At 71.8% G+C, this 22,875-nt stretch carries 21 protein-coding genes and 1 pseudogene; 7 read left to right on the top strand and 15 right to left on the bottom strand.

Annotated features, from left to right (window positions below; all coding sequences use genetic code 11):
* Positions 1-12 precede the first annotated feature (12 nt).
* The 3 genes and pseudogenes from H4W31_RS15065 to H4W31_RS15055 all read right to left on the bottom strand — a co-directional run.
* Positions 13-294 (bottom strand): hypothetical protein, encoded by a 282-nt coding sequence (locus H4W31_RS15065; RefSeq protein ID WP_192767232.1) that lies wholly within the window; start codon positions 292-294, stop codon positions 13-15.
* An 87-nt stretch (positions 295-381) separates the two neighbouring features.
* Positions 382-2,343, bottom strand: a complete 1,962-nt coding sequence (locus tag H4W31_RS15060; protein ID WP_192767231.1) for a vWA domain-containing protein — start codon at positions 2,341-2,343, stop codon at positions 382-384.
* A 290-nt stretch (positions 2,344-2,633) separates the two neighbouring features.
* Positions 2,634-4,118, bottom strand: a pseudogene (locus H4W31_RS15055) (magnesium chelatase); the annotation flags it as partial.
* An 83-nt stretch (positions 4,119-4,201) separates the two neighbouring features.
* On the opposite strand from H4W31_RS15055, the gene H4W31_RS15050 reads away from it, so the two are divergent.
* On the top strand, positions 4,202-4,369 hold the full coding sequence (locus H4W31_RS15050) for a hypothetical protein (RefSeq protein WP_192767230.1): 168 nt from the start codon (positions 4,202-4,204) through the stop codon (positions 4,367-4,369).
* Between the two features lie 64 nt (positions 4,370-4,433).
* Here H4W31_RS15050 and H4W31_RS15045 read toward each other — a convergent pair whose 3' ends face one another.
* Positions 4,434-5,525, bottom strand: a complete 1,092-nt coding sequence (locus H4W31_RS15045) for a hypothetical protein (RefSeq protein WP_225945535.1) — start codon at positions 5,523-5,525, stop codon at positions 4,434-4,436.
* Positions 5,526-5,779: 254 nt separating this feature from the next.
* Between H4W31_RS15045 and H4W31_RS15040 the strand changes: the two genes are divergently transcribed.
* Positions 5,780-6,106, top strand: a complete 327-nt coding sequence (locus H4W31_RS15040) for a DUF6506 family protein (protein ID WP_192767229.1) — start codon at positions 5,780-5,782, stop codon at positions 6,104-6,106.
* Positions 6,107-6,125: 19 nt separating this feature from the next.
* On the opposite strand, the gene H4W31_RS15035 is transcribed toward H4W31_RS15040, so the two are convergent.
* On the bottom strand, positions 6,126-6,839 hold the full coding sequence (locus tag H4W31_RS15035; protein ID WP_192767228.1) for a class I SAM-dependent methyltransferase: 714 nt from the start codon (positions 6,837-6,839) through the stop codon (positions 6,126-6,128).
* Between the two features lie 273 nt (positions 6,840-7,112).
* Between H4W31_RS15035 and H4W31_RS15030 the strand changes: the two genes are divergently transcribed.
* From H4W31_RS15030 to H4W31_RS15015, 4 genes are all read left to right on the top strand, one after another.
* Positions 7,113-7,655: an AAA family ATPase gene (locus H4W31_RS15030; protein WP_192767227.1), complete on the top strand. Its 543-nt coding sequence runs from the start codon at positions 7,113-7,115 to the stop codon at positions 7,653-7,655.
* 139 nt (positions 7,656-7,794) lie between these two features.
* Positions 7,795-8,244, top strand: coding sequence for a hypothetical protein (locus tag H4W31_RS15025; RefSeq protein ID WP_192767226.1), 450 nt, complete (start codon positions 7,795-7,797; stop codon positions 8,242-8,244).
* A gap of 5 nt (positions 8,245-8,249) precedes the next feature.
* Positions 8,250-9,101: a peptidylprolyl isomerase gene (locus tag H4W31_RS44255; protein WP_192767225.1), complete on the top strand. Its 852-nt coding sequence runs from the start codon at positions 8,250-8,252 to the stop codon at positions 9,099-9,101.
* A gap of 444 nt (positions 9,102-9,545) precedes the next feature.
* Positions 9,546-10,112 (top strand): dihydrofolate reductase family protein, encoded by a 567-nt coding sequence (locus H4W31_RS15015; protein WP_192767224.1) that lies wholly within the window; start codon positions 9,546-9,548, stop codon positions 10,110-10,112.
* Between the two features lie 40 nt (positions 10,113-10,152).
* On the opposite strand, the gene H4W31_RS15010 is transcribed toward H4W31_RS15015, so the two are convergent.
* The 6 genes from H4W31_RS15010 to H4W31_RS14985 all read right to left on the bottom strand — a co-directional run bounded on the left by H4W31_RS15010 (position 10,153) and on the right by H4W31_RS14985 (position 18,344).
* Positions 10,153-13,452, bottom strand: coding sequence for a BTAD domain-containing putative transcriptional regulator (locus H4W31_RS15010; protein ID WP_192767223.1), 3,300 nt, complete (start codon positions 13,450-13,452; stop codon positions 10,153-10,155).
* Positions 13,453-13,638: 186 nt separating this feature from the next.
* Entirely contained in the window at positions 13,639-14,922 is a 1,284-nt protein-coding gene (locus H4W31_RS15005) for a sialidase family protein (RefSeq protein ID WP_192767222.1), read from the bottom strand.
* The gene (locus H4W31_RS15000) at positions 14,919-15,464 is read right to left on the bottom strand and encodes a SigE family RNA polymerase sigma factor (RefSeq protein ID WP_192767221.1); all 546 of its coding nucleotides are present in this window, start codon (positions 15,462-15,464) and stop codon (positions 14,919-14,921) included. Before H4W31_RS15000 ends, H4W31_RS15005 begins: the two co-directional genes overlap by 4 nt.
* 170 nt (positions 15,465-15,634) lie before the next feature.
* A complete protein-coding gene (locus H4W31_RS14995; RefSeq protein ID WP_192767220.1) occupies positions 15,635-16,294 on the bottom strand; it encodes a response regulator in 660 nt (219 codons plus the stop codon).
* Positions 16,291-17,790 carry a sensor histidine kinase gene (locus H4W31_RS42795; protein WP_318783209.1) on the bottom strand — a complete coding sequence of 500 codons (1,500 nt, stop codon included), beginning with the start codon at positions 17,788-17,790 and terminating at the stop codon, positions 16,291-16,293. Before H4W31_RS42795 ends, H4W31_RS14995 begins: the two co-directional genes overlap by 4 nt.
* Positions 17,791-17,843: 53 nt before the next feature.
* Entirely contained in the window at positions 17,844-18,344 is a 501-nt protein-coding gene (locus H4W31_RS14985) for a hemerythrin domain-containing protein (protein ID WP_192767219.1), read from the bottom strand.
* Between the two features lie 108 nt (positions 18,345-18,452).
* Here H4W31_RS14985 and H4W31_RS14980 point away from each other — a divergent pair, with 108 nt between their 5' ends.
* Positions 18,453-19,301, top strand: a complete 849-nt coding sequence (locus tag H4W31_RS14980) for a class I SAM-dependent methyltransferase (protein WP_192767218.1) — start codon at positions 18,453-18,455, stop codon at positions 19,299-19,301.
* Between the two features lie 6 nt (positions 19,302-19,307).
* Here the strand turns inward: H4W31_RS14980 and H4W31_RS14975 are convergent, their stop codons facing one another.
* The 4 genes from H4W31_RS14975 to H4W31_RS14960 all read right to left on the bottom strand — a co-directional run bounded on the left by H4W31_RS14975 (position 19,308) and on the right by H4W31_RS14960 (position 22,724).
* Entirely contained in the window at positions 19,308-20,165 is an 858-nt protein-coding gene (locus tag H4W31_RS14975) for a metallophosphoesterase family protein (protein WP_192767217.1), read from the bottom strand.
* Between the two features lie 44 nt (positions 20,166-20,209).
* Complete coding sequence (locus tag H4W31_RS14970; RefSeq protein ID WP_318783740.1) at positions 20,210-20,617, bottom strand: cold-shock protein; 408 nt, start codon at positions 20,615-20,617, stop codon at positions 20,210-20,212.
* Between the two features lie 162 nt (positions 20,618-20,779).
* On the bottom strand, positions 20,780-21,565 hold the full coding sequence (locus H4W31_RS14965) for an ABC transporter permease (protein ID WP_192767216.1): 786 nt from the start codon (positions 21,563-21,565) through the stop codon (positions 20,780-20,782).
* 142 nt (positions 21,566-21,707) lie between these two features.
* Complete coding sequence (locus H4W31_RS14960; RefSeq protein WP_192767215.1) at positions 21,708-22,724, bottom strand: ABC transporter substrate-binding protein; 1,017 nt, start codon at positions 22,722-22,724, stop codon at positions 21,708-21,710.
* Positions 22,725-22,875 lie beyond the last annotated feature (151 nt).

The following is a 22,875-nucleotide window of genomic DNA, read 5'->3' as shown; positions in this document are numbered from 1 at the left end:
GACACGGGCGACTCAGACGGGCAGGACCCGGCAGCAGGCAACCGGGTTGGCCTGGGCCGTGGGCTCCGCGCCGGAGGCGCCGTCCCCGTTGGAACGGGTGGTGCCGGCCGGCAGGACCTGATCGAGATGGACCCCGCTGCCGGGCGTCGACCCGGTCGACTCCAGCAGCCGTTGCAGGCTGGCCGGATCGAGGTCGGTGATCGCCGCGAGCGCGGCCGCGCCGGGCTGGGTCGGTACCGGGTCAACCTTTGTGGTCTGCATGGACGCCCCGCTTCCGCCGGCGTACGCCAGCATCGGAATCTCCGCACCTGCCAAACCTGACCCTAGCCCCGGCGGGCAACGAACCAGGTAGGCAGCGGTACCGACAAAAGCGCGGGCAGTTCAGCGCCCCCGTCGACCCCGCCGGGCGCGCAGGTAGTCGGAGACGACGTACTCGCCGAGGTCGCCCAGTTCCGGGGTGAACACCCGGCCGCCCGAGCGCCGGGCCACCGCGTCGACGAACCGGCGCAGTCCGGGGTCCTCGCCCAGCATGAACAGGTTCATCGTGGCGCCGTACCGGGTCAGGTTGTCCACTTCGACCACGGTCGCCTCGATCGTCTCCGGCAACGACGGCCAGTTGAACACCGCACCGCCGAACTCCGGATCGAGGTGCGCGGTCGGCTCACCGTCGGTGACCACCAGCACCACCGGCTCCGAACCCGGATGCTGCCGCAGGTGCCGACCGGCCAGCTTCAGCGCGTGTTGCAGGTTGGTGCCCTGCACCATGTCCGGCTCGACCGCGGCCAGTTCCTGCTGGGTCAACGGCATCGCCTCGCGGCCGAAGCCGATGATCTGCAGGGCGTCCTGCGGGAACCGGGTGGCGACCAGGTGGGACAGGGCGAGCGCCGTCTGCTTCATCGGCCCCCAACGTCCCTCGGAGATCATCGAGAAGGAGAGGTCGACGCAGAGCGCCACCGCCGCCGAGGCCCGACGCTCCGTCTCCACCACCTCGAAGTCCTCCACCGCGAGCGCCACCGGAACGCCGGCGCCGGAACGCCGGACCGCGCGGGCCAGCGTCCGGACCACGTCGAGCGGCTGCTCGTCGCCGTACTCCCAGGGCCGGGAGGCCCCGGTGACCTCGCCGGCCGCCCCCGCCGAGCGCAGGTCGTGCTGGCCCCGACGTCCGGTGGAGAGTTCGGCGAAGATCCGGCGCAGCGCGGTGCCACCGAGCCGGCGCAGCGCCTTCGGGCTCAGCGTCAACCCGTCCGCGCCCCGGGTCAGCCACCCCTGCCGGCGCAGCTCCCGCTCCAGTTCCCGCAGCCGGCGTACGTCGTCGGCGGCGTCCCGGCCGAGGTTGCGGGCCACCGACTCCACGTCGATGTCGTCCAGCGTCGCCCCGGGATGCTCCTGGCCGAGCTGGTCCAGCAGGTCGTCCAGGTCGGCGATCTCGCCCAGCGCCCCGGCCGCCTCGCCGTAGCCGAGCGGTTGGTCGCCCCGGACCCGTTCCCGCCGGTCCCAGGCGAGGTCCGGACGCAACGACCGCAGGTTGGCGTCCAGCGCGGAGAGCTGCCCGGCCAGTTCCGGCCCGAGCGACGACTCCATCAGCCGGGCCAGTTCCTCGCGTTGGCTCGGCGTCAGCGACCGCATCAGCCGTTCCCCGGCGGCGGCCCGCCGGGCCAGGGCGTCGACCAACTCCTCGACCGTCTCCGGCTTCTCCGGGAAGAAGTCGCCGTGCCGCCGCATGAACTCGGCGAACGCGTCGGTGGTGTCCTCGCCCCGGTCGTGCCGGGCGAGCAGGTCGTTGAGGTCGCCCAGCATCTCCGAGAGCCGGCGCTGCGTGCCCGGGTCGGCGGCGCCCCGCATCGCGTCCTGGAGTCCACTGAACCGCTGCTCCAACACGTCCCGGCGCAGCCCGTCCAGGATCTGCTGGTAGCTGGCCCGGGCCTCGTCGCTGGTCCACTCGTACCCGGAGAGTTCCTCCACCGCCCGCGCGGTCGAGGACGGCAGGTTGTCCAGCACCGCCTCGGCGAACCGGGCATCGTCGTCCTCCCGGCCACGCAACTCGTCACGTTCGGCGGCGAGTGCCTGGTCGAGCAGCGCCTGAGCGCGGGTCACCGCGCCGTCCAGGTCTCCCCGGCGCAACGCCTCGCGCCGCATCCGCCGGGCCCGCGCGACCAGGTCGTCGAGCCCGCCCCGGTCCTGCGGCCCGCGCCGCAACAGGTTACGCAGCGCCTCGCGCAGGCTGCCGCCGGCCAGCACCTCGGCACCGACCGAGTCGACCGCGGCCCGGACGTCGTACGGCGGGGCCAGCGGATCGGGTCCGCCGCGCCAGGAGCCGTACCGGAAGCGGTTTCCGCCGGCCATACTCAGGCCCAGTCGTCGTCGCGGTCCGGGCGACCGCCGAGGTCCGGGTCACCGCCGGCGCCACGGCCGCCGCCACCGCCACCGCCGCCGCCAGCGCCACGGTCACCGCCGGCGCCACGGCCGCCGCCACCGCCACGGCCGCCGCCAGCGCCACGGTCACCGCCGGCGCCACGGCCGCCGCCACCGCCACCGCCGCCGCCAGCGCCACGGTCACCGCCGGCGCCACGGCCGCCGCCACCGCCACGGGGGCCACGGTCACCGCCGCCCGGCCGCCGGCCGCTGTCGGGGCTCCGGCCGCCGTAGCGGGTACGGCCCTCGTCGGTTACGTCCTTGGCCAGCCGCCGGGTCAGGTGCAGCCCCTCCAGGACGAACTCGATTCCGGCCGCCGCCTCGGCGGGGGTGGGCGCGTCGCCGAGGCCGAGCCGGTCCAGCGCCTTGGCGAGCCCCGGTACGGTGCCCACCTGACGCAGCAGCTCGGTCGGGCCGACCAGTTCACCGGTCTCGATCACCGCACCGTCGGCGACCAGCGCGGTGAACCCGGAGACGTCCAGCCCGGCCAGGCGGGCCCGGAACGTCTCGGCGGTGGCGGTACGCAGCAGGTGACCGAGGATCTCGATCTCCCGGCCCTCCTCGCCGCTCTCGAACTCCACCTTGCCGCGCAGGGTGCTGGTCACCGACACCGCGTCGCCGACCCGGGCCACCGGCTCGGTGTCCGCCGGGGCGGCGGGCTGACCGTCCGGGGTACCGGCGCCGAGCAGGCCGGCCCGGCGCAGGGCGGCGGCGGAGACGGTCTCGGCGGCGGCGATCGCGAACCGGGCGGAGACTCCGGACCGGGGGTCGACCGACGGCGACTCCCGCACCGCGCGGGCGAACCGGGCCAGCACCTCCAGTACGTGCTCCGGCACGGCCGACACCAGGGCCGCCTCCTGCCGGATCAGCTCCAGTTCCAGCTCCAGGTCCAGCGGGTAGTGGGTCCGGATCTCGGCGCCGAACCGGTCCTTGAGCGGTGTGATGATCCGCCCCCGGTTGGTGTAGTCCTCCGGGTTGGCGCTCGCCACCAGCAGCAGGTCCAGCGGCAGCCGGAGCTGGTAGCCGCGTACCTGGATGTCCCGTTCCTCCAGCACGTTGAGCAGCGCCACCTGGATCCGTTCGGCCAGGTCGGGCAGCTCGTTGACGGCGAAGATGCCACGGTTGGTCCGGGGTACCAGCCCGAAGTGGATCGTCTCGGGGTCGCCGAGAGTACGCCCCTGGGCGACCCGGATCGGGTCCACGTCACCGATCAGGTCGCCGACGCTGGTGTCCGGGGTGGCCAGCTTCTCGCCGTACCGCATCGAGCGGTGCAACCAGCCGATCGGCAGGTCCTCGCCGGCCTCCTCGACCGTTCGGCGGGACGCCGGGGTCAGCGGGTGCATCGGGTGTTCGTTCAGCTCGGAACCCTTGATCACCGGGGTCCATTCGTCCAACAACTGACCCAGTGCCCGGATCAGTCGGGTCTTGCCCTGTCCCCGCTCGCCGAGCAGCACGAGATCGTGCCCGGCCAGCAGCGCCCGTTCCACCTCGGGCAGCACCGTCTCGTCGTAGCCGACGATTCCGGGGAAGCGCGGCTCGCCGGAACGGAGCCGGGCCAGCAGGTTGTCCCGGAGTTCCTGCTTGACGCTCCGGTACCGATGCCCGGTGGCGCGAAGTTCACCGAGCGTGCCCGGCAGCTCGGCCGGCGGGGTCGGCGGGACCTGGGGAGTCTTTGTCACCCGCCCTACGCTAGCTCTAGATTCCACCAATTGCGGGTACCCGGCGGACCAGCCATGATCGAACTGGTGCCGCCGGCACCCGCGCCAGAATCCGGACCACAGGGGGCAGCATGAGCACACCTCGCGATTCCGGAAACAAGATCGGCCTGGGGGTCGCCCTCGGGCTGCCGTTCGGGGTCGTCATCGGCATGTTGATCGACAACCTCGCGCTGGGCATCGCGCTCGGCATGCTCGGCGGGGTGCTCCTCGGCGCCCTGAACATCCGGTTCCGCTCCTGACCCGGAGCTCGTCCGCTCCCGAGCTCGTCGCTCCTGAGTCGGAGTTCACGCTCCCGACGGAAGTTCAGCAGTACCCGCAGGCGCCCCGGCGGCGCAGGTGGTACGCGAGGGTGGCGGCGCCGAGCGCGAATCCCCAGAGCGGCCAGAGCGCCATCGGGATCACCGTCAGGCTGCCGCCACCCAGTTCCGCGAAGAGCTCCGGCTGCCCGTAGAGGGTCAGCCCGGCGGCGCTGATCGCGATCGCCACGAAGGTGGCCGGGACCACGGCCAGCTTGATCGGCACCCGGCGGCCGGCCAGCCCGACCATCCAGCGGGGGAACCGCTCACCCCAGCGTTGCACCAGGCCCAGGGTCAGGATCGCGCCGACCACCCCGAAGGCACCCAGTCCGAGGCCGGCCCAGACCAGGCCGGTGTCGTGCAACTCGTCGAGGAACTCGTCGGTGATGCCGAGCGGGATGCCGACCGCCCAGGCGAACCGGGTGACCGCGTACAGCACCGGGATGACGGCTGCGGTGTAGACCGCCCAGCGCCCCCAGCGGGTCGCCGACTCCACCGAGGTCCAGGTCGCGGCGCCGGCCCGACGTCCACAGGACGCACAGGCCCCGACGGTACGGAACTGCCAGGTCAACAAGGTTCGGGCCAGCAGCAGCCCGGTCACGATCGAGAACACCTTGTAGCCCAGCGCCAGGGTGAACAGTTCGGAGTAGTCGACCGGGGGCCAGCCGAACGGCAGTCCACCGATGAGCATCGGCGCGTATCCGGCGTACGTCAGCACCTGCACGTCCGGGACCACCAGGAGCAGCCCGGCGGCGACCAGCCAGCCGTACCCGAGCAGCGCGATCCGGGGCGCTCCGCGAAGTCGTACCGCGTGTGGGCCGGCCATCGCCAGTGCCGTCACCGCCGCGCCGAGCAGCAACACCGCGAAGACCGGGGCCGCGACCGTCGCAGGTACCCGCCACAGCAGGCTGCCCCCGCCATCCGGGTCGGCGGTCCCGAACGGGTACCCGTGACCCATGATCGCCCAGGCCGAGGCCAGTAGCCCGAAGAGCGCGGTGAAGCCGGCGGCCAGGTAGCCGATCCGGTCCGTCCAGCGGCGCGGGGCGATGGTGCCGGCAGCGTCATGGTGCGCCGGGATGATGATGGTGGTGGTGGCCATGGCGGATCCTCTCGTCGACGGTCGGCCCGGGTTCCGGGGCTGCGGCCGGCGTACCGGCCGGCCGGAGCCTTTCCCGGGTCCTGTCACCACCATCGCGATCCCGGGTCCCCGAAACCTCCCGGCCGCAGGTGAACCCCCTCCCTCCGCAGGGGGAGCCCGGCAGGGGCCCGGACGGGTTGACCTCAAGTGGGATCGAGGTATCAGGATGTGGCTAGCCGAGACATCGCTGTCCCGAGTGGAGCGGAGGAGCCGCGATGAGCGTCGATTGGGCGTACCTCTATGGACATCCCGGAGCCGATCCGGTGGCCGACCGGGTCGTGCTCGACCGAGGCGGACAGCGGACGACGCTGGTGCCCGTACCGGACGAGTCGCTGGCCGCCCCGGTGGCGGTCGCGCTGGTCGAGCAGGGGGTCGGGCTCATCGAACTGTGCGGCGGTTTCTCCGTCCAGGACGCGGCCCGGGTGATCGCGGCGGTGGACGGTCGGGTTCCGGTCGGCCACGTCACCTTCGGCGCGGAGTCTGTCCGGGGCGCCGCCGCGTACAGCGCGCAGTTCGAGGCCGAGCAGGCCCGGGACAGTTGACCGCCGCCGGGCGTCCCGATCAGTGCCCGGCACTCTCCGGGACCGGGTTGGTGGCCTCGAAAAGGGCGACACAGCCGCGTACGGTGACCCGGATGTCGGTGAACCGCTTGTCGAGTTGCCAGCGCAGCCCGGCCAGGTCGTCGTCGGTGTTGTGGAAAATGCCCCGGGCGTTGTAGACCGCCATCAGCCGGCGGGCCGCCGCGCTGACCTGCACTCCCGACGACAGGATCGTGCTGCCGAACACCCGACCACCGGGGCGGAGCGCCGCCGCCGCGTTGGCCAGCACCGCGCCCTTCTCCTGCCAGCTTCCGGGCAGGCAGTGCAGCAGGAAGTTCGCCCCGGCCGAGTCGTAGTGGCCGGTCTTGAGCTTCCCCTCGTCAAACGGCAACGGCTGGAGTACGTCCGCCTGCACCACCGCCGGTTCGTACCGCGCGACCCGGGCCGCGCTCACCCGCAGCACGGTGGGGTTCAGGTCGACCAGGGTCAGTTCGGGTCGGCGGGCCGGAAAACGGCAGCGGTCGAGGAAGTACCCGGTACCGGTGCCGAACTCGAGGTGGCGGGCGCCGACGTTGCGGTGGTAGTTGTCGAGCATGTGCCGCTTGGGACAGCGCCAGAGCAGTCGACAGGACAGGCCCAGGACGAACTGGTCGTAGCCGGCCAGCACGAGGCGGTTGTAGACGGCCTGCCCCGCGAGGACCTCGTCGGACGGTGCGCGAGGGTGCTCCTCCTGCATCGCTCCAGCTAACCGGCTCGTGGACGGCCTGACCAGCCCCGACGTGTCGTTGTGCACCCGTCGGCGAAGACTCGTCCACCGGTCGGCGCGGAGTCGCCCATCCGGCCGGTACGGAGCTGCCCACCGCTCGACGCGGAGTCGCCCACCCATCGGCGCGAGTTTGTCCACCGGTCGACGCCGAGGGGCCCGGGAGTACGTGGCGCCCGCGCCCCGCTCCGCGTACCGGTGGATAATCTCGTCATGCCTGGTCATGGTGTAGATTCGGCACCCGAGATGATCGATCTGTCCGCCGCCGTCATCGTGATCACCGGGGCCATGGCCGCCGGTAAGTCCACCGTCGCGCAACGGCTCGCGGAGCGGCTCCCCCGAGCGGCCCACGTACGCGGCGACGTGTTCCGCCGCATGATCATCTCAGGTCAGCAGGAGTTCACCCCGGAACAGGCGACCGAGGCGATGGCGCAACTGCGACTGCGTTACCGCCTCTCGGCGGCAACGGCCGACGGTTATGCGCAGTCGGGCTTCACGGCCGTGATCCAGGATGTCATTCTCGGCCCCCAACTCGCCGATTACCTCGCTCTGATCACCACCCGCCCCCGCTTCGTCGTCGTACTCGCTCCTCGCCCCGAGGTGCTCCAGGACCGCGAAGAGGCGAGAACCAAGAACGGGTACGGCGAATGGACCGTGGAGTCGCTGGACTACTCGGTACGCAACGACACGCCCCGGCTCGGCCTGTGGCTGGACAACTCCGACCAGACCCCGGACCAGAGTGTGGACGAGATCCTGGCAAAGCTCACCGAGGCACGCCTACCCGACTGAGGTGTTAGGAAGGGCCCCTTCATATCGCTTTTTGTAGAAGAAGGGGCCCTTCCTAACGGACCGGCCCTGACCTTCGACCCCACCTCCTGGCTGGCCTTTGTCGGCCGGCTTCCCCGGCAGCGGTAACCGGATCGGGCGCATGTACGAATTCACTGCCTCCTTTCCCTGGGCTGTCGTGCGGATCGAGGCGGTCGGCGCGGGCGGCGACATCCCGGAACTGGATCTGGAGTACTCCCTGGTGGCGGCCGAGGAGACCTGCATCCTCGCTGCGGTGGCGGACTGTCCGATCACGATCCGGGTGACGGCGGCCGAGGCCGACGTACCCGAAGGAGATCCGTGTGTCTTCGACGGGCGCCTGCTGGTGGCCGACGGGCAGCTCGCGGTGGCCGACCTGGTCGGGGACGACCTCGACCGGCGCTTCCGGGTCACGCCCGGTGAGGTTCGGATCAGGCTCTTCGCCGACGATCCGCGCGAGGCTCAGCGGCTGAGCGTCCTCGTCGGAGCCGAACTGGTCGAGGCCGACGTCCCCGACGTCCCCGCCTCCGACTCATCGCCGCCCGGCGCGTCGCCGATCCCATCGGTACGCTGACCCGCGTGAGTCAGCCGCCTTTCGAACCGCCTCCTCCCGGGTCCGGTCCACCCCCTCCGCCGTACCCGCCGGGTCCCCCGGGTCCGCCGGTTCCGCCCGGTCAACCGCCAGCGAAGAGCCGACGCCCCCTGACGATCGCGCTGATCAGCGCGGGCGTGGTGGTGGCGCTCTGCCTGGGTGTCGGCTGCGTCGGCCTCGTGGCGTACTACCTGAGCGAGGTCAGGACCGACGGCGGCTCAGACCCGACCAGCAGTGGCACCTCGTCGTCTGCGGGAGCGTCGTCGCCGTTGGCGTGCGCCGGTGCCAGCCAACCGGTGCGGCCCGAAACCAAGGCGGTCGGCCTGCCGGACTTCGCCGGGGCCGCCCGCACCGGCACCGCCACGATGCAGCTGACGACCAACCAGGGATCCATCGTGATCACGATGGACCGGGCCCGGACACCCTGCACGGTGGCGAGCTTCCAGCACCTGGCGAACCAGAAGTTCTTCGACCGGAGTACGTGCCACCGCCTGGTCACCGAGGGGATCTTCGTCCTCCAGTGTGGCGACCCGAGTGGCACCGGAGCGGGTGGGCCGGACTATCAGTTCGGCGACGAGAACCTCAGCGGTGCGCAGTACGGCCGAGGCGTGGTGGCGATGGCGAACACCGGAAGCCCCGGTACGAACAGCAGCCAGTTCTTCATCATCTTCAAGGACAGCTCGACCGCGCTCCAGCCGATCTACACCCCGTTCGGCACGGTCACCACGGGGCTCGACATCGTCGATCGGGTCGCGGCCGGCGGTCATGACAGTTCCAGTCCCGCCGGAGGCGGCGTACCGAAGCTCGGGGTCACGATCGAGACGCTGACCGTGAGCTGATTTCCCGTACGCCTGACCGCTGAGGCCGTCCAGAACGACGGCCGTACGTCGACGCGCCCCGCCGCCCGCAAGGGAGGCGGGGCGCGTCCACCCCCCGTCGGGCCGCGCGCGGAGCGCGCGGGTCAGTCACTAGCCGTGGATCCTGACCCCGCCCGAGGCCCATGTGGGGTCGGGTAGGTCTGTCGCTTTCTTCGTTTTCCCCCGAGTCTGGTCACGTTCCCGTCATCTCCCGGCACCGTGACCCTGCCCCGCGACGCCAAGCCTCCCCCAACGACCTAGCCGATAACCTGTGGAAACCTTGAATCCGCTGGTCAGGAACTCCCTCCCGACGTCGTCCGGTCGGCCGGGGAAGGGCGATCGGAAGGAAACCGTAAGGCGCCGCCGGCAGGCTGGTAATCACCGGACAGGCTGCACGGGCCAGTACGGAGCAGAGGGAGCAGAACGATGCGCAAGCTCATCGAGTCGACGTTCGTGTCGCTGGACGGGATCATCGACGACACCCGCCCGTCCACGGCGTCCCGGGCGGAACCGCAGCACTGGGGCCACCCGTACTGGGACGACGACCACGCCGGCTACGCCCAGAAGTTGACGGAATCGGCCGACGCCATGTTGCTGGGGCGGGTGACGTACGAGGGGTTCGCGGCGGCGTGGGGCGCGCAGTCGGGACCCGGCGCCGACGAGATGAACAGCATGCCCAAGTACGTGGCGTCGCGGACCCTGACCGAGACCACCTGGAACGCCACCCTCATCCAGGGGGACGTGGCCGAGGAGGTCGCCAAGCTCAAGGAGCAGCCGGGCGAGAACATCCTCAAGTGGGGCACCGGTGAACTGGACCGCACCCTGGTGGAGCACGGTCTGGTCGACGAGTTCCACTTCTGGTACTTCCCGGTCGTCGTCGGCGCCGGCAAGCACCTCTTCGAGGGCGCCGGCTTCGACACCACCCACCTGAAGCTCGCCGACCTGAACCGGTTCGACTCCGGGATCGTCGTCCACATCTACGTACCGAAGTAGGCGACGACGCGCCGAAGTAGGCGACGACGCACGCCACGGGTCAGGCCGGGTCCTTGTCCAGCAGGGACCGGGCCTGCTCGGGCGTGAGCCCGGCGCCGTCCGCGAAGAGGGCGTCGAAGTCGGGCTCGGCGGTCCGGGCCGCCGCCGTGGTCGGCGCCAGCTCGTCGCGGTCCGAGGCGGACAGTGGCTGCCCGGACTGCTGCCGGGCGGCGTCGGCCGCGCCGAGCAACCGCGCGGCCGGGCCGGACCGCCCGTCCAGTACCAGCGCGGCGGCCATCCCTTCCAGCGCCGACGCCATCCCGCGCACCGAACCCTGGTCCCGGTACACGTCGAAGCCCTCCCGGTGCCAGGCCAACGCCGCGACCGGGTCGCCCCGCTGCCCGGCCAGCAACCCCAGCTCGACCAGGACCATCGACAGGTACGGCGGGTGGGCGTCTCCGCTCTGCTGCTGCCGGGCGGACGTCAACAGCCACCGCAGGTGCTCCTCGGCCGGGTCGAGCTTTCCGTCCCGCCGGGCGGCGAAGGCCAGGCTGATGGTGGCGAACACCTCCCCGGACCACTGCCCCTGCTCGGCAGCCAGCCGCCTCGCCTGCTCCGCGTACTCGTAGGCGCGCGGGTATTCGCCGACCTGCATCGAGATCCAGCCCAGCCAGCCGAGCCGGGCGGCCACATCGGACCACAGCCCCAGTTCCTCGGCCATCCGCAGGCCGGCCTGGCTCAGCCGGGCCGCCTCCGCGTGGTCGCCGGTCAGGTCCGCGAGGCCGATCAGCCAGTCCGTCGCCTGTAGTACGCCCCAGTCGTCACCCAGCTCGCCGAAGAGCGTGGCGCTGCGCCGGGCGTCGTGCTCCAGCGCGGCCGTGTCGTCCCGGATGTGCGCGAGCATCGCCCGGGTGCTCAGCACCGCCGCCTCACCCCACCGGTCCCCGGCCGCCCGGAACGTCTCCAGTGCCCTCGCCAGCAGCTCCGCGGTGGCTGGCTCGTCGCCGAAGTCGATGATCGACGTGGCCAGGAACCACTCGGCCCGGGCCCGTTCGACCGGCTCGGCCACCTTCTCGTACCCGCGCAGCACCTCCGCCGCCCGCTCCGGCCCGCCCTTCGACCACTCCGGCCCGCTCTTCGACCGCGTCAGCTCGGCGCGTCCGACGTCCTCAGCGCGGGCGACGTCCTCGGTGCGGCTGACGTTCCGGTCCGATCCGGACTGGTCGCCCTGCCGGAGCGCCAGGCCGGCGTACCAGGTCTCGGCTCTGGCCCGGACCACGGCGGGTGCCTCGCCCGGCACGGCCAGCGCCCCGGTCAGGGCCCGGCGGGCCTCGGTGAGCCGGCCACGCATGAACCAGTACCAGGTCAGCGCCCCGGCCAGCCGCAGCGCCGGCTCGGCCGCATTCTCGCGTCGGAACGTCTCCATGGCCGTCCGCAGGTTCGCGGCCTCGGCGTCAAGCCGGCGCAGCCCGTCCCGCTGGCCAGGTCCACGCAACTGCGGTTCGGTCCGCTCGGCCAGGGCCAGGTAGTGGTCGGCGTGCCGGCGGCGCAGCGCCGTCTCCTCGCCGGCCTCCCGCAGCCGGTCCAGGCAGTACGCGGAAACCGACTCCAGCAACCGGAAGCGGGACCCGTCGTGGCGTACCACCAGCGAACGGTCCACCAGCCCGGCCAGCAGGTCCAGCACCTCACCGGCCGGAGCACCGTCCCCAGCGCACACCGCCTCGGCAGCCGCCAGTGTGCATCCGCCGGAGTGGACGGCCAGCCGGCGCAGTACGGCCCGCTCGGCCTCGGTCAGCAGTTGCCAACTCCAGTCGATCACCGCCGCCAGGGTGCGTTGCCGGGCCGGTGCGTCGCGTGGGCCGGTGCCCAGCAGCCCGAACCGGTCCTGCGGCACCCTCAGCCGGGCCGCCAGCTCGGGTACGCCCAGCGCGGGCGCCCGGGTCGCGGCCAGCTCCAGCGCCAGCGGGATGCCGTCCAGCCGCCGGCACACCTCCGCCACCCCGGCAACGGTCTCCGGCGCCGGGTTCAGCCCGGACCGGGCCAGGAACAGGCGTACGGCGGCGGACCGGGCCAGCCGGACCGGATCGTCGGTGTCGGGGACGTCCAGCGGCAGCAGTTCCCAGCGGGTCTCCCCGCGCAGCCGCAGCGGCTCCCGGCTGGTGGCCAGCACCCGCAGGTCGGGCGCGGCCGGCAGCAGCGTTCCGACCAGTTCGGCCACCGGCTCGACCACGTGCTCGCAGTTGTCCAGTACCAGCAGCGTCCGGCGCTCGCGCAGAACGGTCGCCAGGCGCGCACCCGGCGGCTCCGAACCGGCCGGCGCATCCGGGATCGACAGTACGGACAGCACCAGCTCGGCCGGGTCACCCAGGCCGTCCCAGGCGGTCAGGTCGACCAGCCAGACTCCGTCCGGGTACCCGTCGACCACGGCTCGGGCGACCGCGACGGCCACACTGGTCTTGCCCACTCCACCCGGGCCGGTGAGGGTGACCAGCCGGCCCGTCGCCAGAAGTTCGCGTACCCGGGCCACGGCGTGGTCCCGGCCGATCAGCTCGGTCACCGGTGCCGGCAGGTTCGTGCTGGGCCGCCTCGGCCGTGGAGCCGGTACGGGCGCGTCCTCGGCCGGGTCGGCAGCCAGGATGGCCCGGTGCAGCCCGGCCAGCTCCGGGCCCGGGTCCAGGCCCAGTTCGTCGGCGAGCCGACGCCGCAGCTCCTGGAAACTCTCCAGCGCCTCGCCCGCCCGGCCGGCCCGGTAGAGGGCCCGCAGGTGGGCCGCCCGCAACCGCTCCCGGTACGGATGCCGGGCCACCTGCTCACCCAGCTCGCCGACCAGATCGCGATGCTCGCCCAGGTCCAGCCGAGCCTCGGCGTACGCCTCCACGGCGGCCAGCCGCTGCTCCTCCCACCGGGCCACGGCCGCGCGGGCGAACTCCTCGTCGGCGAAGTCGGCCAGGGCCGGCCCCCGCCACAGGGCCAGTACCTCGGCCAGCAGCCCGGCCCGGGTACGTGGGTCAGCCGCCGACTGCACCTGTCCGACCAGCGTCGCGAACCTCAGCGCGTCCAGTGTGTCGGGCCCGGCCCGCAGCGCGTACCCGGGAGCCTGGGACACCACCAGGTCCCGACCACCCGGCTCGGCTCCGGCCAGGGCCCGGCGCAGTTGCGAGACCCGTACGTGCAGTGCCGCGGTCGGGTCGGCGGGTGCCGCCTTGCCCCACAGGTCCTCGACCAACCGGTCCGCCGAGACCGGACGCCCCTCGTGGACCAGCAGGTCGGCCAGGAGTGCCCGCACCTTGCGCCCGGGGATCGCGACCGGCTCACCCCGGTCCGTCCAGACGGCCAGCGGCCCCAGCACCCCGAATCGCACGACCACAGGCTACGAAAGCCTTCCCCGCCGCGTCGCACCCGTGTCGAGGAACTGCCGTAGACAGCGGGCGTCAACGGCGGCTCGTCAGCCCGGCGAATCAGCCGCGGGTCGGCGACGAATCAGCCGCGGGTCGCCGGCGAATCAGCCGCGGGTCAGCGGCGCGGGTCAGCGGCGATCAGTCGCGGGTCAGCGGCGGTTCAACGGCATCCAGCGCCAGCCGTCGGTCGAGCCGTAGCCGATGTCGTCGGCGCCGCGCAGGTAGAGCCAACCGTCAGAAGCCCGGAACACCCGGCCGGAGTGCTCCGGCAGACCCGTCAGATTGCCGGGTCGGTAGTCGGCTCCGGCGCCCCGGGACGCCCAGAACTGGTAGTTCCCGTTTTCCGCGAGCTGGTAGATCACGTGGCTGCCGTCGGGCGTGACGTACGAGCCGGTGTCGGAGAGCGCGTACGGCACCTGCTGCACCCCCGTACGTCGCTGCCAGCCCTGTTCGGGGGTGTACCGGTACACCGCCCGCGCCTCGGCCCCGCTCAGCACCGCGTAGCCGACCGGTCCGGGGCCGACCGCCACCTGCGGCAGGAGGCACCCGTCGGGCGGACAGGTGGGCTCGTCCACGAAGACGTGTTCGGTCCAGGTACGCCCCCCGTCGGCGCTCGTCGCGACCGCCGACCGCCCGGTTCCGCGTTCGAATCCGGGTACCCAGAGCCGGCCGGCAGACATTCCGATGGACTGCCGGTCGGTCTCGACCATGTTCAGCGCGGGCTGGCTGGCGAGCGGCGAGATGCGGCCCGACTCCGGATCCAACGCACGCAGGGTGCACGGATCCGTACCCGCCGGCACCACCCTGCCCGGATCGACGTCCGGGTCCGGCCAGCAGACGGCGACGCTGCCGGACGGCAGTGCGGGTACGGCCGGGCCGGTCTCCGGAGCCTGCCAGCTGCGCCCGCCGTCCCGGCTGGTCATCAAGCTCGGTGGCGTCGCGGACCCCGGCGGCTCGGGCAGGACGAGTCCGAGCAGGACGTCGGGGGCCAGGGCCATGAGAAAGCCGAGGTGGATCGGGGCGCCGCGTTCGGTCCAGGTCCGCCCGCCGTCCTCGGAGCCGACCACCTGCATCCGGGTCTTGCACAGTCCGCCCGCACAGGTCGACAGCGCGAGGTAGACGTGTCCCGCGTCGGCGGCCTGGATCATCTGGATCCGCCCCGACCCGGGCAGCACCCCGGGTGAGGTTCGCGGCGCGGCCGGCGCGGCCGGCGCGGCGCGCTCGTCGGGCGACGGCCCCGGGCCGGTCTCCGGAACGGAGGCCACGACGGCCGTCGTCATCGCGATGACGAGCACCGCCAGCGTGCCGCCGCCCAGCGCGGCCCGGCGCCGGCCTAGTCGCCGACGGCCCGCCGTGTAGACCTCGTCGGCGAGCAGCCGGCTCGGCGGCGGCGCCTGTGTCGCCTCCTCGAACAGTTCCCGCAACCCGGTCATGCCTTCCCGCCCTCCAATGTCAGGACCAGCTCATTTCCGGGTACGGCATCGCCGAGCACCCGGCGCAGCGTGGCGAGTCCCCGGGCCGTCTGGCTCTTCACCGTGCCCTCCGAACAGCCGAGTACGGCGGCCGTCTCGGCAACGTCGAGTTCGTGGTAGTACCGGCAGATCAGGGTCACCCGCTGCCGGGGTGGCACCTGGCGGAGCGCGTTGGCGAAGACCACCCGGCGGGTGGCATCCTCGGCGTCGTCACCCGCCCCGGCCAGCTCCGGCGTCTCGGCGACCGCCCGTTCCCGGCGCCGCCACACCCGGCGCGTCTCGGCCAGGTAGGCCCGTACCAGGCAGGTCCGGACGAACGCGTCCAGGGCCTGCGGGTCCCGTACCCGGTGCCAGGCCGAGGCGAGCCGGATGAACGCGGCCTGGGCCAGGTCGTCGGCCCAGTGCCAGTCCCCGCACATCAGGTACGCGGACCGCCGGACCACGTCCCGCCGAGCCACGAAGTACTCGTTGAACTGGCGCCGGTCCTCGTCGTCGCTTGGCATCCCGCCCCCTTCACCGGATAGGTGCGCCCCGGTGGCCGGATCGGTTGCTCGGCTCGGCGGAGAATCTTCCGGAGCCGGAGAACGAGAGCCAGGAAAACCGGAGCCGGAGAACCGGAGCCAGGGAAACCGGAGCCAGGGAAACCCGAGCCAGGGGAACCAGATCCGGGGGATCAGCCGTCCGTGGCCGGGACGACGAACCCGGCCTCGTACGCCGCGATGACCGCCTGGGTACGGTCCCGGGCACCGAGCTTGGCGAGCAGGTTGCCGACGTGCGTCTTGACGGTCTCCACCCCGAGCACCAGCTCGGCAGCTATTTCCGAATTGGACAGACCGGTCGCCATCAGCCGCAGGACCTCACCCTCGCGTTCGGTCAGCCGGGCCCGCTGGAGCCGGTCGCTGGCCGGCCCGCGCTGGTGGGCCGCCACCAGTCGACGTACCGCGGCGGGAAAGAGCAGTGACTCGCCCCGGGCGACCACCCGGATCGCGTCCACCACCTCGGCCGGACGGGCCCGCTTCAGCAGGAACCCGTGCGCTCCGGCCCGGAGCGCCTGGTAGACGTACTCGTCGTTCTCGAACGTGGTGACCACCAGGATCCGGGGTGGTTCGGCCGAGGTGGCGAGCAGGTGCCGGGTGGCCTGGATGCCGTCGATCGCCGGCATCCGGACGTCCATCAGCACCACGTCCGGCCGCCACCGGGCGACCATCGGTGGTACCTCGGCCCCGTCGGTGGCCTCGCCGACCACGGTCAGGTCCGGCTGGGCGTCGATGATGGCCCGCAGTCCGACCCGGATCAGTTCCTCGTCGTCGACGATCAACACGCTGATGGTCATGTCCGCCCCGTCCTGTGCCGCTGCTCCGGATCCACGCCGTGCCCATCTGTCTCGGAGATCCGCGTGGGCAACCGGACCGCGACCCGCCAGGTGCCGCCCTCCGGGCCGGCGGTCATCCGGCCGCCGAGCAGGACGACGCGCTCCCGCATGCCGGCCAGGCCACGGCCCTGGCGCTGCCGAGGCGGGGCCGAGGGCCCCGAGCGGGCCGGGCCGGCCGGTTCGACCACGCCGTTGACCAGTTCGATCTCCAGGCTCCCCTCCGTCACCGCGATCCGCAGCGTCACCGGGTGTCGGGCAGCGTACCGGGCCGCGTTCGTCAGGCCCTCCTGGACGATCCGGTAGCCCTCCCGGGCGACCACCGCCGGTAGCGTGTCGAGCGCGCCGGTCACCTCGACGTTCACCGCCAGGCCGGTGACCCGGGTGTCGGCGACCAGCCGGTCCAGCTCGCCGAGGGTACGCTGCGGCGCCCGGCCCGGACGGGTCCACGGGCTCGGCACCGCACCCGGGCCGTCGGCACCGCCCACGACGTCGGCACCGCCCACCGCCTCGGAGCCGCCCACCGCCTCGGAGCCGTCCACGGTCTCGGAGGAGCCGTCCATGACGTCGACCCCGTCCACCGGGTCGCTCCGGTCGTCGGGACCGTCCACGCGCGAGCCGGCGCTGTCGCCGTCGCGGAGCAGTCCGAGCACGTGGTCCAGATCCGCCATGGCCGACCGGCCGGTCTCCTCGATCGCCCGCAGCGCGCGACGGACGAACTCCCGGTCGGTGTCCAGCAACTCGCCGGCCGCCGCCGCCTGGAGGGTCGCGACTGTCAGTGCGTGTCCGACCGAGTCGTGCAGTTCCCGCGCCAGCCGGTTGCGTTCGGCGAGCTGGCTGGCCCGCCGCTCCAGCGCGACGATCCGCTCGGTCTGGGAGGGCCCGAGCAGCACCGGCGCCATCACCGCGGCCAGCGCGCCCAGTCCGGCGACGGCGTAGCCGAGCAGCACCAGCATGCCCAGCCCGATCAGGGTGAGCCAGCCGGTGTCCATCTCGTTGAACGGGCCGAGCCGGAGTCCGACGAGCGCCTCCGTACCGATGCCGAACTGCCCGACGATGAAGAGCAGCGCCATCGGCAGGGCGGCGATGAGTGCCATCCCGACCAGACCGCCGGAGAGGAGGTGGACGCCGATCCAGAGTGCACAGCGCAGCCGGGTCTCCCGGTCCACCCGACCGTCGGCGGCCGGGTCCGGCAGTTCGACGTCCAGCAGGGCACGCGCCGCGGCGATCTCCAGCGCCCGGCTGCCCCGCAGGAACAGCGGCACGGCGGCGATCGCCGCCGCGACGACGATCAACACCATGATCGCCTCCCGGGGCACCTCCCGGGTACGCAGCATCTCCGCGAAGACGGTCACGAGCATCCCGTACGGCAGCAGGAGCACCCCGCCCAGCAGCAGGAAGACGCCCCTGCGGTAGGTGGTGCCACTGGTCAGCGGGGCCAGTACGGCACGGATGGTCACCCGACCATTCTCGCCCGGCCGCCCCAGCACTTCTCGCCGGCGCTACGCCATTCTCAGCGATGCTCCCGCACGTACGCCTGTGGATCCTTGTCCTGAAAGGTCAGGTTCCGGCCACCCGGGTGCTCGCCGTAGAACGTGAGCCACCGGGCACCGAGTTCGGCCCGGAGTTCCCGGCCGGCGTTGCGTCGGAAGTCGGCCAGGGCGCCGTCCTCCTCCTCGGCCAGGTGCTCGCTGTTCTCCCGGCGGGCCGACCAGACCGCCGCCCACCAGCCGTCGGTGCCCGGAACGTGTCGCCGCGACTCGGCGATGGCGTCCCGGATCTTGTTGTGGTCTCCGATCGCGTCGTCGGTCTCCTCCCCCGCGCTGGCGTCACCGTGCCGGACCAGGTACGGGTAGAGGATCGACTCCTCCGCCTCGGCGTGGATGTCCAGATGCAACGACAGCGGGTCCCAGACCGCCCGGAGTTCCGCCTCGCCCCGGGCGTCGTCGAGTCGGGCGAACCCCCGCCGGAACGTGGCGTGGTCGTCCAGAATCAGCGCGGTGATGTCGTCCATCGTGGTCAGGCCCCCCTCGGCCGATGCATCTTGTCCCTGTTAGATCTGAAAGTTCCATTTTTGCGGACTACTAGCGAAAGTATCGCGATAAAGGTCACAATTCCCCGCATGGCTGTTGAGGGATTTCAGACGGGGGTCATGCGGCGGGCTCGGGGCATCAGCGCCGTGCTCAGCGTTCCGCCATACGTGAAACCCGGGCACTTCTACTCGCCGGCCACCGCGCCGGCCGACCGGGCCACCGCGATCCGCTGGCGTGACCTGCCGCCCGTCGGCGTCGACCTGCGCGAGGCCGAACAGCTCCGGCTGGCCGGTGAGCTCGCACCGCAGCTCCTCGAACTGCCCGTCGACCGCTGGCAGGACCAGAACGGAATGTACGGCCGCTCCGACGCCGCCGTGCTGCACGCGATGCTCCGGCACTACCGGCCGTCCCGGCTCGTCGAGGTCGGCTCCGGCTACTCCACCGCGGTGGCCCTCGACGTCGCCGAGCGGTTCCTGCCGGAACTGCGGATCACCTGCGTGGAGCCCCACCCGGCCCGGCTACAGTCCCGGCTGCGTCCGGGCGACGAGGTCGAGCTGATCCCGCGTCCGGTGCAGGAGGTCGACCGTGCCACCTTCGCCACGCTCCGGTCCGGGGACATCCTGCTGATCGACTCGACGCACGTCGTCAAGGCCGGCTCGGACGTCGTGTGGCTGTTCCTGCACGTGCTTCCGACGCTGCGCCCCGGCGTCATCGTGCACATCCACGACATCCACTGGCCCTTCGAGTATCCGGAACGCTGGCTCCGCGAGGGCCGGGACTGGACCGAGGTCTACCTGCTCCGGGCGTTTCTCACCGACAACGCCGCGTGGCAGGTCCTGCTCTTCACCTCGTGGCTGTGGTCCCGCCATCCCGAGGCGGTGCCGGCCGAACTGCGCGGCATTCCCACCGGCGCGTTCTGGATGCGCCGCACCGGGTAGCCGGGGTCAGCTCGGCTCGGCCCGGGACGGCAGGATCGGCCGGGGGCCGCGCGGTGGCGCCGCCCGAGGCTGCCACTCCCGGGGATAACCGAGCGACACCTCCTCGAACCGGACGCCGTCGAACCAGTTGACCCGCGGAATGTGCAGGTGCCCGTAGACCACGGCCTCGGCGTTGTACCGCAGGTGCCAGTCGGCGGTACGGACGGTGCCGCACCACTGGGCGAACTCGGGATGGCGCAGGATCCGGGTCACTTCCTGCACCATCGGAAAGTGGTTGACCAGTACGGTCCGGGTCCCCGGAGCGAGTTCCGCCAACCGCTGCTCGGTGGCGGTCAGCCGCGCGTCGCACCACGCCTCCCGGCTCGGGTACGGATCGGGATGCAGCAGGTACTCGTCGGTGCAGACGATCCCGGTCTCGTGCGCCCTGGCCAGCGCGGCCTCCTTGCTGTGCACCCCCGGCGGCCAGAAGGTGTAGTCGTAGAGCAGGAAGAGCGGCACCACCGTCACCGGTCCACCGGCACCGGTGAAGACCGGGTACGGGTCCTCGGGAGTGAGCACGCCGAGCCGCCGGCACACCTCGACCAGCAACTCGTAGCGGGCCACCCCACGGAGCTGGACCGAATCCTGCCGGGGCGTCCACAGCTCGTGGTTGCCCGGCGCCCACACCACCGTGTGGAAGCGCTCCTTCAGCAGCCGCAGCACCCAGTAGATGTCCTCGACGCGCTCGCCGAGGTCGCCGGCCAGCAGCAGCCAGTCCTCGTCCGAGCCGGGAACGAAGCCCTCGACCAGCTCCCGGTTGGCGGCGTACCCGACGTGCAGGTCGCTGACGGCCAGCAGTTCGCCGACGGGACGGGAGGTGGCCATCCGATGATCCTAACGAGGCCGGGCGCCGGACCGGACGGTTCGGCTCAGGGCTCGACCCAGCCGTGTGACCGGGCCAGTCCGACCAGTTGCAGTCGGATCGCGCCGATCTGGGCACCGGTCAGCGACGGCACCTTCTCGATCAGGAGCTCGGTGACCTCGGCGCTGAACTCCGTACCGGACAGGACGTCGCACAGGTCGTCGTCGCCGGTTCTGGTCGGACGCTGTTTCGGTACGCCCACCCCGGGCCGGTCGGTGATCCGGATGGTGGCGGCCTTCAGGCCTCGCTCACCCTGCTCGACCTCGTATTCGAGCCGCATCCCCGGATAGATCAGGTGCTTCTCCTCGCCGAAGTCGTTGGCATGTACGAACACGTCCTCACCGCCGCCGTCCGGTGCGATGAAACCGTAACCGCGTACCTCGTCGAACCTCAGCAGCTTGCCGACCGGCACCACAACCACCACCACTCATCGTGAACCGACAACCGGCGTACCGGGTTCCACCGCTGTCCGCAACCCGGCATCGCCTTCCGGGGCGACCGCCGCCGACCAGGCTGACCGGCCGGCCCCTCGAACACCTTAGCGAGCGGAGCCGTACGGAAGCAGCCCCGTCTTCGGCTACGAGGAGATCGCCCGGGCCCACGGTACGAGCAGCCGCTCCAGCCCCACCATCAGGTAGAACAGCCCGGCGCCCATCAGCGCCAGCAGGGTCAGCGCGGCGAAGGCGAGCGGCGTGTCAGCAGAGGTCCCGGAACTGACGATGACGGAGCCGAGCCCACGGTCGGGGTTGACCACCTCACCGATGATCGCGCCGATGATGGCCAGCGAGGTCGCCACCTTCAGCCCGACGAAGATCTGCGGAAGCGCCCAGGAGAGCCGGACCTTGACGAAGGTCTGCCACCACGACGCGGAGAGCGAGCGGGCCAGCTCCCGCAGGTCGTTGGGGGTCGAGGTGAGACCGGCCATCGCGGACACCACGATGGGGAAGAAGCACACCAGTACCACCATCACGATCTTGGGCTCCGGGCCGAACCCGATCCAGACCAGCAGCAGCGGCGCGAGTGCGACCTTCGGCACGGAGTTGATCGCCGCCATCAGCGGCATGGTCATCCGCTCGACCACCCACGACGCCGCCAGCAGGATCGCGACGACGAGCCCACCCGCGGCGGCGATGCCGAATCCGATCACCGTCTCCAGGAAGGTCACCCAGGTCTCCCGGAGCAGATAGCCGGGCAGCCGGAGGAACGCGCTGACGACGTCGGGCGGCGAGGGCAGGAAGAACGAGGAGATGTCGAACAGCTCGGCGACCAGCCACCAGAGGCCGACCGCGATGACCGCGCCGAGTACGGGCAGCCCGACGTTGGCCCACGCTCGGGTCCTGGAGTTCGTCTGGGCGTCGGTCATGCTGGGCCTCCGTGCGGATCGGCTCTTGGAACGAAGGGTCGGCCGGCACACCGGTCGGATGCGCCGGCGCGGTGGACGGAGCCCGGGGCGGCGGTCGGTCCCGACCGCCGTCCCGGTCCGCCAGGGTGGCGGTGGGGGTTGGTCAGCTCTTCGGCACGAAGCTGAAGTCCGCGACCTTGTCCGGGGCGAGGCCGGACGGGATGAGACCGGACGTCTGCATGAGCTCGATCGTCCGGGCCACCCGCTCGGAGTCCATGAAGCCGATCGGGGCCCCACCGGCCGGCGGCACGTACGGGGTCATCGCCTTGATCTCGCCCACGCCCGACGCGAGGGCGTAGGTCGGCTTCACCTTGTTCAGGATCGCCGCGGCCTCGTCGGGGTGGTCGATGGTGTACTGCAGACCCTTGAGCAGGGCACCGGTGAACCGCCGGACCAGGTCCGGGTCCTTCTCGATCATGGCGGGGGTGGCGATGATCGCATTGCCGAACAGGTCCCGGAGGAAATCGCTGTACGGCAGCACGACGACCTCCTTCTTGGAGGCGGTCGCCAGCGCGGTCTGGCTGAGCAGGAAGGTGCCGAGCGCGTCCACCTTCCGAGCCGCCATCAGACCGTTGAGCGCGGTGGTCTGGGCCCCCTGGATCTTCACCTTCTTGGCGTCGAAGCCGGCCAGTTGGGCGTACGCCGGAAATAGCAGTTCGGTGACCGACCCGGCGGCGGTCGCCATGGTCTTGCCTTCCAGGCCCTTCGGCGTGCTGATGTTGGTGTCCTTGGTCGTCATGACCGCGACCAGGGTCTGCTGGTGTACGGCGGCGACCGCACGCCACTCGGTGAATTCGCCCTTGCCCGCCTGGATCACCGCACCGGTGAAGTCGAGGGAGGCGAACTGCGCCTGGTTGGACTTGAGCGCCGTCAGGTTGGGGACGTTGCCCGCGCCCTCCTTCACGTCGACCTCGATGCCGACCTCCGCGAAGTAGCCCTTCTCCTTGGCCACCCAGGCGAAGGCGTCCCGGCCGACCGCTCCGAAGGCGGTCACATAGGTGACCTTGTCTACCTCTTTCGACTCCTTCCCGTCTCCTGCCGAATCGCCGCTGCACCCGCTGCTGACCGCCATGGCGGCGGCCAGCAGTGCGGCTGCCAGCACGCGAGAACGTCTGATCATGTATGCCTCCAGTTTTCGAACTCGTCGCGAGGGCGGGCACCGACACGCCCCGCGAATGGCGCACCCGGCCGATCGACGCCCATCTGCTCCCCGGCCCTCGTCCGGTCGAGAATCGTAAGTGTCCTTGTCGGATATGTCAGCGACAAGATCC

Source organism: Plantactinospora soyae (genome assembly GCF_014874095.1).
Taxonomy (GTDB): Bacteria; Actinomycetota; Actinomycetes; order Mycobacteriales; family Micromonosporaceae; genus Plantactinospora; species Plantactinospora soyae.
The sequence above is the reverse complement of the archived record's forward strand: the minus strand, read 5'-3'. Positions and strand labels throughout refer to the sequence as shown.